Source organism: Polaromonas sp. A23 (genome assembly GCF_002001015.1).
GTDB lineage: Bacteria > Pseudomonadota > Gammaproteobacteria > Burkholderiales > Burkholderiaceae_C > Polaromonas.
This window is the reverse complement of sequence record NZ_MUNO01000037.1, coordinates 121,543-134,983: the sequence shown is the minus strand read 5'-3', so window position 1 is coordinate 134,983 and position 13,441 is coordinate 121,543. Positions and strand designations below refer to the sequence as shown.

Annotated in this window: 9 protein-coding genes; 5 read left to right on the top strand and 4 right to left on the bottom strand. The window is 59.5% G+C overall.

The features are described 5' to 3' along the window. The first annotated feature begins 152 nt into the window (after positions 1-152). Positions 153-1,289 (top strand): PQQ-dependent sugar dehydrogenase, encoded by a 1,137-nt coding sequence (locus B0B52_RS17545; protein ID WP_077594960.1) that lies wholly within the window; start codon positions 153-155, stop codon positions 1,287-1,289. A gap of 45 nt (positions 1,290-1,334) precedes the next feature. Here B0B52_RS17545 and B0B52_RS17540 read toward each other — a convergent pair whose 3' ends face one another. Both B0B52_RS17540 and B0B52_RS17535 read right to left on the bottom strand, forming a co-directional pair. Further along, entirely contained in the window at positions 1,335-2,204 is an 870-nt protein-coding gene (locus B0B52_RS17540; RefSeq protein ID WP_077594959.1) for a helix-turn-helix domain-containing protein, read from the bottom strand. A 14-nt stretch (positions 2,205-2,218) separates the two neighbouring features. Continuing rightward, positions 2,219-2,575, bottom strand: coding sequence for a nuclear transport factor 2 family protein (locus tag B0B52_RS17535; protein ID WP_077594958.1), 357 nt, complete (start codon positions 2,573-2,575; stop codon positions 2,219-2,221). 242 nt (positions 2,576-2,817) lie between these two features. Between B0B52_RS17535 and asd the strand changes: the two genes are divergently transcribed. Next, positions 2,818-3,672, top strand: a complete 855-nt coding sequence (gene asd, locus B0B52_RS17530) for an archaetidylserine decarboxylase (protein ID WP_077594957.1) — start codon at positions 2,818-2,820, stop codon at positions 3,670-3,672. 175 nt (positions 3,673-3,847) lie between these two features. Here the strand turns inward: asd and B0B52_RS22775 are convergent, their stop codons facing one another. Next, a complete protein-coding gene (locus tag B0B52_RS22775) occupies positions 3,848-3,970 on the bottom strand; it encodes a hypothetical protein (RefSeq protein ID WP_256387528.1) in 123 nt (40 codons plus the stop codon). On the opposite strand from B0B52_RS22775, the gene B0B52_RS17525 reads away from it, so the two are divergent. After that, positions 3,969-4,925 carry a class I SAM-dependent methyltransferase gene (locus B0B52_RS17525; RefSeq protein ID WP_077594956.1) on the top strand — a complete coding sequence of 319 codons (957 nt, stop codon included), beginning with the start codon at positions 3,969-3,971 and terminating at the stop codon, positions 4,923-4,925. The two genes, B0B52_RS22775 and B0B52_RS17525, sit on opposite strands and share 2 nt — an antisense overlap. An 11-nt stretch (positions 4,926-4,936) precedes the next feature. Here the strand turns inward: B0B52_RS17525 and B0B52_RS22300 are convergent, their stop codons facing one another. Then, positions 4,937-5,155 carry a hypothetical protein gene (locus B0B52_RS22300; protein ID WP_168173580.1) on the bottom strand — a complete coding sequence of 73 codons (219 nt, stop codon included), beginning with the start codon at positions 5,153-5,155 and terminating at the stop codon, positions 4,937-4,939. A 115-nt stretch (positions 5,156-5,270) separates the two neighbouring features. Between B0B52_RS22300 and B0B52_RS17520 the strand changes: the two genes are divergently transcribed. Beyond that, positions 5,271-11,279 (top strand): HAMP domain-containing protein, encoded by a 6,009-nt coding sequence (locus B0B52_RS17520; protein WP_217349812.1) that lies wholly within the window; start codon positions 5,271-5,273, stop codon positions 11,277-11,279. After that, entirely contained in the window at positions 11,264-13,438 is a 2,175-nt protein-coding gene (locus B0B52_RS17515; protein ID WP_254425746.1) for a response regulator, read from the top strand. The genes B0B52_RS17520 and B0B52_RS17515 overlap by 16 nt, the downstream gene beginning before the upstream one ends. Positions 13,439-13,441 lie beyond the last annotated feature (3 nt).

Sequence of the window (13,441 nt, the reverse complement as noted above, 5' to 3'; positions counted from 1 at the left end):
TGATTTGTAACGATTTAGAACAAACCCGTGGCGGAAGGAAGCCTGTATGCCCGAAAGCCCGCAAGGCCAACACAGGAGAGACTGCAGTGGCATATTGCAGTTTGCGATGAGGGCGCCGTGCCTCCTGCTTTAACCAAATAAAGGGACAAAATATGCTTCAATCCCTTATTCGACGGGCGTCAGCAGCTATATTATTTATAGCAACCTTCGGCGCCTCGGCACAGCCGGTACGCACGGAGGCGGTAGCTACCGGCCTGCAAAACCCATGGGCTGTGGCGTTTTTGCCGCAGGGCCGTTTCCTGGTCACCGAACGCCCGGGCCGGATGCGCGTGGTTGAGCCGGATGGGCGGTTGGGGCCTGCTCTGGCTGGGTTGCCCACGGTCGATGTCGGTGGCCAGGGCGGACTGCTCGATGTGATCACCGACGCCGATTTTGCCGGCACCCGGCGGATTTACTTCTGTTATTCAGAACCGGCGGCTTCGGGCAGCGGGAATAGCACGGCGCTGGCGCGCGCCAGCCTGTCGCCAGACCGCAGCCGGCTGGAAGACGTGCAGGTGCTTTTCAGCCAGAAGCCCAAGTTCTCAAGCAGTGCGCATTTTGGCTGCCGCATCGTCGAAGGCCGGAAGGATGCAAAACCGGACGGGACGCTGTTTCTAACCCTGGGCGATCGTTATTCGCGCATGCAGGATGCGCAAACACTCGACAACCACCACGGCAAAGTGATCCGCATCAACAAGGACGGCACGGTTCCCAAAGACAACCCCTTTGTCGGGCGGGCCGGGGCGTTGCCGGAAATCTGGAGCTACGGCCACCGCAACATGCAGGGCGCAACCCTGGCGCCCGACGGCACTTACTGGACCCATGAACACGGCCCGCAGGGCGGCGATGAAATCAACTTGCCGCAGCCGGGCCGCAATTACGGCTGGCCGGTCATCACTTATGGCGAGAACTATGGCGGCGGCAAGATAGGTGACGGCCTGACTGCCAAAACCGGCATGGAGCAGCCTCTGCATTACTGGGTGCCCTCGATGGCGCCTTCCGGGATGGCATTTCTGACCAGTGAAAATTACGGCAGCGGGTCGCGCGGCAACCTGTTTGTCGGTTCGCTGAAATTCGGTTACCTCAACCGCATTGAATTGTCCGAACCGTTCGGCGGAAAGGTCGTGCGCGAGCACCGGCTGCTGGAAGGTGTGGGGCGTATCCGTGACGTGCGGCAGGGCCCTGATGGCCTTTTATATGTGCTGACGGACAGCGCCCAGGGCCGCTTGCTGCGTCTGCAGCCGCAGTAAACCTGCGCAACTGGACGCTCACGCAGCCTGCCGGCAACCGCAGGATCAGCGTATCGGAATGGCGTAGTGCATCAGCGACGTGTCCGAGGTGGCGCTGTAGCGAGAGTCATACATCTCCAGGTCCACGCCACCGCTGTGCGAGGTGCCGGAGGACAACAGCCAACTGGAGTAAATGTAGTTGACCGTGTTGTCGATACCTTGTGGGGGGCCTTGGTGGCCAAACCTGGCATACCGTGCGCCCGGCACCTCTAGCGCCTGCATGCCCTGGGGCAGCGCCGCTTGCTGGCTAACCTCAACGGCCGCAAAGTACTGCAGTTGATCAGAAAACTCCCGCACCGGGCTGACCACGCCGTAGCACACCCCGGGGACAGCATGTGGCACTTCACCCAGCCGGGACAAAAAACTGGCCCATAGCGGCGGCAGTTTTTTGGCAAGGTTGTTTTTTTCCGAGTCGATGCCGTAGAACAGGGTGCGCATGGCCACCAGTTGCATGGCCGGTTGCTCGTACAGCTCTGGAACCAGCGAAACATTACGGTGAATGTGGCGCAGATAGTCGGCATCCAGCTCTATTTTTCTCACAAACAAAGACCGGCTGCCAAAGGCGCGGTACTGCCCAGGTGTGAGCCGAAAACAGGACTTGAATGCGCGCGTAAAGCTCTCTTGCGTTTCATAGCCCGCCGCAAACGCTATGTCCAGAATAGGCAGCTTGGTGCTCAGCAGCTGGTCCAATGCCTTGGCAAAGCGGCGGGACCGTATGTAGGTTTTCAAGGTCTCGTTGGTCAAGGCCCTGAACACCCGCTGGAAGTGCCACTGGCTCAGACCCGCCGCCTTGGCCACGTCCGACAACTCGATCACCGTGTCCAGATGGGCTTCAATAAAGTCAATGCCTTGCTGGACGCGCTTGAGATAGTGCACGGGGTGGGTTTCTTTCAGGCAGCTGCAAAAAAACCGGTCATGGCCACCAGCTTACCCTGGTCGTTGTACTTGCCGTAGCTCGTGCCTTCGCCAATCACCTGGCCATTGCCGTCCAGCATGTTCCAGGTGGCCATGCTTTGCTGGTGGTGGCTGACAAAGGTCTTGGTCTGAAAGTGGCCACCGGGAACCTGTTGGTGAAACGCTTCCATATAAGCCGTCAGTTCCCGCCACCCTTGGGCGGCAACATTGGGGTCGTTGTAAACACATTGCGGGTCGAGGCTTTGCGCGAACAAGGTTTGCTTTTCTGTGGGGGTGGCGGCTTTCCAGGAGGCGGTGTAGGTTTCCCAGGTCAGCTTCAATGGGTGGGTCATGGCAGTTCCTAAGTGGTAAAGCACTTATTGTTCTTTGCCGTAAGCCATGCTTTTGACATTTTGTGCTTTTGATTTCAAAACCTCCGTCCCCACTCGCCCCCCCCCCTCGCGCCAACCGCGGATCGAGGCCGTTGCGCCTTCTGAGGCGGCTCAGGCTGGTCGCGTGAACGCGACGCGGTCTCTGGGCTCAGTGCTGAGACTGCTATATAGAATGGTCGCTTTCCAGCCTACAGCGAGTCCGCGTGTCCGAACGATTTGAAGTTTTTTTGCAATATCTGATGCCCAAGCGGGCCATGACGGAATTTGGCAGCCACATTGCCAACATGCGCGGAGGTGCAATAACCACCGGCATCATCCGGTGGTTCATCGGCAAGTACGGCGTTAATATGGCCGAGGCGGCCAACCCGGACATCACCAGCTATCCAAGCTTCAATGAGTTTTTTACCCGGGCGCTCAAGCCTGGTGCCCGCCCGCTTGCCGCAGCCGACCTGATTTGCCCGGTCGACGGCGCCATCAGCCAGTTCGGTGCCATTAACGGTGATCGGATCTTTCAGGCCAAGGGGCATGACTACACAACCACTGCGCTGGTTGGCGGCGACCAGCAACTCGCCGCGCAATTCGAAGGTGGCAGTTTCGCCACGATTTACCTCAGCCCAAAGGATTACCACCGCATTCACATGCCCGCTGCCGGGCGTTTGCTGCGGATGATCTACGTACCGGGTGCGCTGTTTTCAGTCAATCCAGCCACTGCCCGCGGCGTGCCCGGGCTGTTTGCGCGCAACGAACGCGTCGTCTGCGTATTTGAGGGTGAGCACGGGCCTTTTGTGCTGGTGCTGGTGGGCGCGACCATTGTGGGCAGCATGGCCACCGTCTGGCACGGCGTGGTTAACCCGCCGCGAACGAAGAATATCCGCGAGTGGCGTTACGACGCGCAAGCGCCGGTGCAGCTCAATCAGGGCGACGAAATGGGCCGGTTTTTGCTCGGCTCAACGGTCGTCATGCTGTTTCCCAAAGGTCCGTTCCGCTTCAATCCGGCTTGGGCTCCGGAAGCGCCGGTGGTGCTCGGCGAGATGATGGCCGACCGCTCAGCGCTTTGAGCCGGTCGCAAGCCGGGTTTCCTGGTCTGCTACTTATTTGATAGCTACTTGCGACCGAAAACAAAGGACTTTAGGCGGTTTTGATGCATGAAAATTGCCAAAACCCGTGCTGGCGGGTTCATTCCTGCCTACTTGCCTTTCGTCTTTGTCCTACAGACCTTCCTTTTCGGCAGGCCTAGCCTTTGCCTTCCGGAGGAAGCGCGTGGCGATGAACCTCCCTGTCAGCAACCAGGAGGGTATGTGTTGAACAACCATTTCGATAAACAGAAATTTTTATTTTTCCGGCGTTGAGTGCCATGGGCGACTCCATTGCTGCAGAAGCAGCCACTACCAGCGCGGCGCTTCTTGAGCTGCTCGTTTACCTGCGGGATGCAGGGTATGAATTCACGACGGTCACGCCGCTCACGCAGGTGCGGGTGCTGGCAAACCGGCGCGGTGAGGATGCCGCGGGGCTGCGCGACATTTTTGGCTGGTCCATGCCCTTCAAGCCAGGCCTGCTGCCCGCGCAACTGCTGTCGCTCCTGAGGCAGGCTGGCGTTGTGGTTCAGGCCGGTGAAATGCTACGCAGCACGGTCCGGGTGGCCACGCTGGCAGACGATCTGTTTGTCCACTCCGCATTTCCCACCACCGCGTCCGATGCTGTTTTCTTCGGGCCGGATACCTGCCGCTTTTTCAACCTGATTCGCGACAACCTGCCCGCAGCCGTGACGGGTAGCCCCCTGCGCATGGTTGACATCGGATGCGGGAGCGGGGCCGGCGGCATCATGGCCGCCCGCTTGCGGGTCGGTGCACAGGTTTTGCTCAATGACATCAATCCGCGGGCGCTGCTTTATGCAGGCGTCAACGCGGCGAGCGCGGACATGGAAGTCGAGCTGGCATTGGGCGACGCCTTTTCTGCCGTGGCGGGAGATTTCGATGTTGTCATGTGCAATCCGCCCTACCTGGTGGACGACGCGGCTCGCGCCTACCGGCACGGCGGCGGAGATCTTGGCAGGGAGTTCGGCGTGAGGATGGCTTCACAGGCACTGCAACGCCTGCGGTCCGGCGGGCGCCTGATTCTTTACACCGGCGTTGCCATCGTTGATGGGGTAGACCATTTCGTCAAAGACATGGAACCGCATCTCGGCCGCGCAGGCTGTACCTATACCTACGCCGAAACGGATCCTGACGTTTTCGGAGAAGAACTCGAGCGTCCGGCTTACCGCCACGCCGAGCGTATTGCGGCAGTCGGCCTCGTGGCCGTCAAGGCATGAAGCTACACGCCTCATTCATTAAAAGCAGCGGTGAAATCATCGTGCTCAAAATAATCTGTGGCCGTTGATTGGGGTTGATGGTTGATGGCTGTTGAAAGAGCCAACGCATGAACCTTCAAGCATCCACTGAATCGTGCTTCGCGCCTCGAAAAACTTTTCAATATAAAACGTTTCAGAAACTTTTTCCGTAGTCCAAATCCTACAGATTTGCTTTTTTTGGTGGCGTCCAACACCAGGAAAAATTTTCTGCAAAAACGCTCTTTCTGATGTTGCTTCGGCGGATTGTCAACGGTAATCTCGTGGGCCGTTGCTTACAAAGATTACCAATTATTTAGAGAGGCAGCTATGGAGGCTTTAGCAAGATTGCCCTTGGTTGAGCGCGATACCGAGCTCAAAACGGTGTTGAAAGCCTTGAGTGCACTCAGGCGCGGAGACGCCAAAGTAAGCTTGCCCACGGAGTGGGAAGGCCTGTACGGAAAAATCGCCGCAGAGTTTAACCAGCTGACGGAAGTTAGCATTGGTACTTCGGAGAGATTGAAAACCCTCAAGACGCGGAAGCCTTCGCGCAGCAAAGCGGCAGCCCGCCCTGACGAAATTCGTTTGACGGGTTTCTGGCGGGAGAACCTCTCCGCCATGGACAGCGCGCTCGCGGAAACCGAGGCTGCCGCAGAACAGAACAAGGTGTTTCTCGCGGCCCTGCTGGCCCTGAAAAAAGGCGATGTGAACGCAGCCTTGCCCATGGACTGGACTGGCCTTTCGGGCAAGCTTGCTGATGCCTTCAACGATGTGGTGGCTGAAAACGTGCGCATGGCCGACGAGCTCTCGCGCCTGAGCCGGGTGGTTGGCAAGGAAGGCAAGCTCAAGGAACGTGCCCGCGTGCCCAATGCCAGCGGCTTCTGGCGTGATTCGGCTGAATCCATCAACTCGCTCATCGCCGATCTGGTGCACCCCACCAGTGAGGTGGCACGCGTGATTGGCGCGGTGGCGCAAGGCGACCTTTCAAAGAGCATGGCGCTGGAAGCGGAAGGCCGCGCCCTGGAGGGTGAGTTTTTGCGCACGGCGATGATCATCAACAAGATGGTGGAGCAATTGGGTACTTTCTCCGCCGAGGTCACCCGTGTGGCGCGCGAAGTGGGTACCGAAGGCAAGCTGGGCGGCCAGGCCGATGTACAGGGTGTGGCGGGTACGTGGAAGGATTTGACCGACTCGGTCAACTCCATGGGTTCCAATCTGACGGCGCAGGTGCGCAACATCGCCGAGGTGACGAAGGCGGTGGCGGCCGGTGATTTGTCCAAAAAGATCACGGTGGACGTGAAGGGCGAGATTCTCGAGCTCAAGAACACCATCAACACCATGGTGGACCAGCTGCGCTCCTTTGCTTCGGAAGTGACGCGGGTCGCGCGCGAGGTGGGCACCGAAGGCAAGCTGGGCGGCCAGGCCGATGTGCAGGGCGTGGCCGGCACGTGGAAGGACTTGACCGATTCGGTCAACTCTATGGGTTCCAACCTGACCGGCCAAGTGCGAAACATTGCCGAAGTGACAACCGCGGTGGCGGCTGGCGACTTGTCCAAGAAGATCACAGTGGACGTGAAGGGTGAAATTCTCGAGCTCAAGAACACCATCAACACCATGGTGGACCAACTGCGCTCCTTTGCTTCGGAAGTGACGCGGGTCGCGCGCGAGGTGGGTACCGAAGGCAAGCTGGGCGGCCAGGCCGATGTGCAGGGTGTAGCCGGCACATGGAAGGACTTGACCGACTCGGTGAACTCCATGGGTTCCAACCTGACCGCGCAGGTGCGCAACATTGCCGAAGTGACAACCGCGGTGGCGGCCGGTGACTTGTCCAAAAAGATCACAGTGGACGTGAAGGGTGAAATTCTCGAGCTCAAGAACACCATCAACACCATGGTGGACCAGCTTTCATCCTTCGCCTCCGAAGTGACGCGGGTGGCGCGAGAAGTGGGTACCGAAGGCAAGCTCGGTGGACAGGCCGATGTGCAGGGTGTGGCCGGTACCTGGAAGGATTTGACCGACTCGGTCAACTCCATGGGTTCTAACCTCACAGGCCAGGTGCGCAACATTGCCGAGGTGACCACTGCTGTGGCGGCCGGTGACTTGTCCAAGAAAATCACGGTGGACGTGAAGGGAGAGATTCTCGAGCTCAAGAACACCATCAACACGATGGTGGACCAGCTTTCATCCTTCGCCTCCGAAGTGACGCGGGTGGCGCGAGAAGTGGGTACCGAAGGCAAGCTGGGCGGCCAGGCCGATGTGCAGGGTGTGGCCGGTACCTGGAAGGATTTGACCGACTCGGTCAACTCCATGGGCTCGAATCTGACCGCCCAGGTGCGCAATATTGCCGAGGTGACCACTGCTGTAGCGGCCGGTGACTTGTCCAAGAAAATCACGGTGGACGGAAAAGGAGAAATCCTGGAGTTGAAGAACACGATCAACACTCTGGTGGACCAACTGCGTTCGTTCGCGTCCGAGGTGACACGTGTGGCGCGCGAAGTGGGTACCGAAGGAAACCTGGGTGGCCAGGCCGATGTGCAGGGCGTAGCCGGCACCTGGAAAGACTTGACCGACAACGTGAACTTCATGGCCGGTAACCTGACCAGCCAGGTGCGCAACATTGCCGACGTGACCAAAGCGGTGGCGGCGGGTGACCTGTCCAAGAAGATCACGGTGGACGTGAAGGGAGAGATTCTCGAGCTCAAGAACACCATTAACACCATGGTGGACCAGCTGCGCTCCTTTGCTTCGGAAGTGACCCGCGTCGCGCGGGAAGTGGGCACCGAAGGCAAGCTCGGCGGCCAGGCCGATGTGCAGGGCGTGGCCGGCACCTGGAAAGACTTGACCGACAACGTGAACTTCATGGCCGGTAACCTGACCAGCCAGGTGCGCAACATTGCCGACGTGACGAAAGCCGTGGCGGCCGGCGACCTCTCCAAGAAGATCACGGTGGACGTGAAGGGCGAGATTCTCGAACTCAAGAACACCATCAACACCATGGTGGACCAGCTGCGCTCCTTTGCTTCGGAAGTGACCCGCGTCGCGCGGGAAGTGGGCACCGAAGGCAAGCTCGGCGGCCAGGCCGATGTGCAGGGCGTAGCCGGCACCTGGAAAGACTTGACCGACAACGTGAACTTCATGGCCGGCAACCTGACCAGCCAGGTGCGCGGTATTGCACGCGTGGTCACCGCCGTGGCCAACGGCGACCTCGGGCGCAAGCTGACGGTGGAAGCCAAAGGCGAGATTGCGGCGCTGGCAGACACCATCAACGGCATGACGGACACACTGGCGACCTTTGCCGACCAGGTGACAACGGTGGCACGCGAAGTGGGCGTGGAAGGCAAGCTGGGCGGACAGGCCAAGGTGCCGGGTGCCTCGGGCACATGGAAGGGCCTGACGGAAAACGTCAACCAGCTCGCGGCCAACCTGACCACCCAGGTGCGGGCCATTGCCGAGGTTGCGACCGCCGTGACGCAGGGCGACTTGACACGCTCCATCACGGTGGAAGCACTGGGCGAGGTAGCTGCGCTGAAGGACACCATCAACGAGATGATCCGCAACCTCAAGGACACGACCCAGGTCAATACCGAGCAGGACTGGCTCAAAACCAACCTGGCCAAGTTCAGCCGGATGTTGCAGGGCCAGAAAGACCTGGTGGCGGTGGGTCACTTGATCCTGTCCGAACTGGCGCCGGTTGTGGGCGCACAGCAAGCAGAGTTTTATGTGCTGCGTTACACCCAGGACAAACCGCGCCTGCGCCTCATGGCCAGCTACGCGTCCGAGGGGCAGGGCGCTTACGGAAAAGAGGTTGATCTGGGCCAGGGCCTGGTTGGCCAGTGCGCGTATGACAAGCAGAAGATCCTGCTGACTTCTTCCATGCCGGAAAGCCTCAAGATTTCTTCAGGCCTGACCGAGGTTGCGCCGCTCAATATCCTCGTGTTGCCCATCATCTTCGAAGGGCAGGTTCGTGGAGTGATGGAGCTCGCCTCGATTGAACGCTTCAATCCGGCGCATCAGGCTTTCCTGGACCAGCTGACCGAGAGTATCGGTATCGTGATCAACACGATTGAAGCGAACATGCGAACCGAAGACCTGCTGACCCAGTCCCAGTCGCTGGCGCAGGAACTGCAGAGCCGCCAGGAAGAACTTCAGCAAACCAACGAAGAGCTGCAGGAAAAAGCCAGGTTGCTGGCGCACCAGAACCACGAGGTGGAGCGCAAGAACCAGGAGGTTGAACAGGCACGCCAGGCCCTGGAGGAAAAAGCCAAGCAGCTTTCGCTGACCTCGAAATACAAGTCGGAATTCCTGGCCAACATGTCGCACGAGCTGCGTACGCCGCTGAACAGCCTGCTGATCCTGTCCGACCAGCTTTGCAAGAACCAGGAAGGCAACCTGCGGCCCAAACAGGTTGAGTTTGCCAAGACCATCCACTCTTCGGGCAACGACCTGTTGATGCTCATTAACGACATTCTTGATCTCTCCAAGATCGAGTCGGGCACCGTGGTGGTCGATATCAGCGAGATCCGCCTGTCCGACCTCCAGCAGTATGTGGAACGCACCTTCCGCCATGTGGCCGAGGCAAAAAATGTCGAGTTCCTGATCACCAATGGCGCCGAACTGCCGACGTCCATGATCACTGACCTGAAGCGCTTGCAGCAAATTCTCAAGAACCTGCTGTCCAACGCCTTCAAGTTTACGCATCAGGGGCATGTTGCACTTGCCATAGAAGAGGCCTATTCCGGCTGGAGCTCCGATCACGACGAACTCAATCGCGCGCAACAGGTGCTTTCCTTTACCGTGACCGATACCGGCATCGGCATTTCTGCGGACAAGCAGCAGATTATTTTCGAGGCCTTCCAGCAGGCCGATGGCAGTACCAGCCGCAAATATGGCGGCACGGGCCTGGGTCTGGCCATCAGCCGCGAGTTGTCACGGTTGCTGGGCGGTGAAATCCGCCTGTCGAGCGCGCCGGGGGAGGGAAGCAGTTTCGTGCTGTATCTGCCCTTGAACTTTGCCACCACCCGCGCAGTGCGCAGGCCGGCTGCTCTGCTTGACCGGCCGGAAGTGCCGCGCATGTTGTCCCATCAGATGGACGCTTTGCCTGCGGACGACGAGCTGGCCGTTCCCCTGGATGAGGCTTTGGACGATCGCCACAACATTCAGCCGGGAGACCATGTTCTGCTGATTGTTGAAAACGACCTGGCCTTTGCGAGCTTCCTGCTCGATGCAGCGCGGGCCAAGGGATTCAAGGGCCTTGTCACTTCACGCGGTGCAGGTGCACTGACGCTTGCCACCCAGTTTATGCCGTCGGCCATCACACTGGACATGTACCTGCCCGATATGGATGGATGGCGCGTGCTTGACCGGCTCAAGCAGGACATGGGTGTGCGGCACATTCCGGTTTGCGTTATTTCAACCGATGACTCCAAAGAGCGGGCCTACCGGTCAGGCGCTTTTGCATTTGTCACCAAACCCATCGCCGAAAAGGAAATCCTCGACCACATGCTGGAGCAACTGCATGCCTATGTTCTTCGAAGCAGCAAAAAAGTGCTGCTGCATATCGAAGACCAGAGCGTGTGCCGGCAAATTTGCACCTATCTGGAGGAAGAGCGTGTCAGCACAGTTAAGGCTGCTTCCAGTGGCGAGATTGCCGACTTGCTCCAGTCGGGCGACTTCGACTGCCTGATAGCTGATGAAGCCACGATGGATGCGGGCCTGGCGAACTGGCGGCAGGCCGTCGCAGCGCGAGGGTCGTTCGGGCCTTTGCCGCTTGTGGTTTACCGCGATGGGGTGATCGATGCCGAAGAATCACGTACTTGGCATTCTGAAGGCGAAATCAATGTACGCGAGGCCCGCTCTGTGCCCAAGCTGCTGGATCTTGCCGTCTATGCGCTGCACCTGAGTCCGGCGCGATTGTCTGAAACCCGGCATGCCATGCTCAAGACCCTCCACGAATCGAACAAGTCGCTTGCCGGGAAAAGAGTACTGATCGTGGACGACGACATGCGCAACATTTTTGCACTGGCGACGGTGCTTGAAGAGGAGGCCATGGACATTGTCTGGGCCGACAACGGGCGTGATGCCATTGCGCGTGTGGCGGAAGACCCGCTCATCAAGCTGGTTCTGATGGACATCATGATGCCCGAGATGGACGGCATGGCCACCATGCAGGAAATCCGGAAGCTCCCCGCGGGCAAGAACCTGCCGATGATTGCCGTGACCGCCAAGGCCATGAAAGGAGACCGGGAAAAATGCATTGAAGCCGGTGCCTGGGATTACCTTTCCAAACCGGTCAACACCGAGGACCTGCTGGCGGTGCTGCGCGCATGGCTTCCCCAATGAGTGCTGTGATGATAGCGGCCGAGACGCCGCAGCTCGCCCCGGAGATCATGGCCAACATCCTGGTGGTGGATGACCTTTCCGAAAAACATGTCGTGTTTGGCAGTGTGCTGGAGGAGCTGCAACAGAACGTGGTTCATGCCCGCTCGGGCAAGGAGGCCCTTCGCTTGATCCTCACCATGGAGTTCGCGGCCATCCTGCTCGATGTCAACATGCCGGACATCGACGGGCTGGAAACGGCAAAACTCATACGGCAATACAAGAAGACCGCGCAGACGCCGATTCTTTTCATCACGGCTTACGTCGACGAGCTGCAGGCCATCCAAGGCTATGCGCTCGGTGCGGTTGACTATATTTCCACGCCGGTTGTTCCAGAAATTCTCCGGTCCAAGGTGAGGGTTTTTGTCGACCTGTATCGCATGAACCGCCAGCTCCAGGTGCAAGTGCTCGAGCGCGAAGCCCTGGCGCGGTCGGAAGCGGCCAGGTCTGCGGCAGAAGAGACCATACGGCGCGCTGACTACCTTGCCGAAGCCAGCCGGCTTTTGTCGCTATCTCTCAATATTGACGAAACTGTGGGCGCGCTTTGTGAGCTATCGGTTCCTTCGCTGGGTGAGATGGCCGCTGTGGCCTTGCTTGACGGCCATGATGAGTTGATCTGCACCGGCGTGCGGTACGCGTCAGATGGCCCGGTGTCCCTGCCCGACCAGTCCTTGCCAGGAAGGCGAGAGCTCAGTCCTGCGATGGCACGGGCTGTGCGATCGGCTCTGGGTGCCCGCCAGCTTGAGTTGATGGATCCGCTGCCCTTGTGGGAAGAACGCCGGATTGGCGTTGCCGCCGGCGCCGCGTCCGATCTTTCCGGCGGCATGGAGCGGCTTGCCATCTGCCCGCTTTTTGCGGGCGATCGGCCGCTCGGTGCCTTGCTGCTTTTTGGCCAGGACAACCACTTTGAGGCTGCGCAGTTGTCATTGATCAATGAAGTGGTCAGCAGGGCTTCCATTGCCATGGAAAATGCGCGGCTTTACAGCCTGGTGCAGGACGCCGACAGGCGAAAGAACGAGTTCCTGGCCATGCTGGCTCACGAGCTACGCAACCCGCTTGCACCGATCCGAAATGCTGTGCGCATCATGCAGGGGCAGGCGCTGACCGATCCTACGGTGATCTGGGTCCGCGATGTCATCGGACGTCAGGTGGACCATATGTCCCGCATGGTGGATGACCTGCTCGACGTGTCCCGGATTGCGCGCGGCAAGGTTACCGTCCACCCGGAGCTGGTGGCCCTTCCGGCTTTGTGCCACCGGGCGGTTGAGGCGAGCGAGCCATTGATCAGCGCCAGGCAACAACAGTTGTCACTGGTCCTGCCTGATCAGCCTGTCGTGCTGGAGGGAGATCTTGTGCGGCTTTCGCAGGTGCTTTCCAATCTGCTGAACAATGCTTCCAAATTCACGCCGTCAAATGGCCAGATCACCCTGTCGGCGGTGCTTGAGGGCCCGCAGGTCCGTATTTGTGTCAAGGACAACGGTGAAGGTGTCGACCCCGCTTTCCTGCCGCACATGTTTGACTTGTTTGCGCAGGGCGACCAGGCGCTGGACCGGTCGCAAGGTGGTCTCGGCATTGGTCTGACCCTTGTGCGGCACCTGGTGGAACTGCATGGCGGCCAGGTGCGCGCTTTCAGCGAGGGCCCGGGCCGGGGAACCGAATTGATCGTGTACCTGCCGGCCCGGCTGGCGGATGTGTCCGTGCGGCAGCTTCCGGCGCTGCCCCAGATCCAGGTGAGGTCGCATTCCGGCCAACAGCGCGTTCTAGTGGTGGACGACCTGCTCGCATCGGCTGAAACCATGAAGGTCCTGCTGGAGTCGGAGGGCTACGTGGTTGAAATTGCCGCCGACGGCATGTCGGCACTCGCAAAGGCTCGCGAGTTCTTGCCCACGGTGGTCATTCTCGACATCGGGTTGCCGGGGATGAGCGGCTTTGAGGTGGCGCAGCAGATGCGCCGGATGCCCGAAACCAGCGCGGTCCTGCTGATTGCGCTGACAGGCTACGGCGAAGCCGAAAGCCGCATGCGCTCAAGGAACGCCGGGTTTGATCACCACGTGGTCAAGCCGGCGGATATTGATGTCTTGCTGGGCCTCGTCAGCCAGGCGCCGGGGCATGGCGAAGCCTGAATC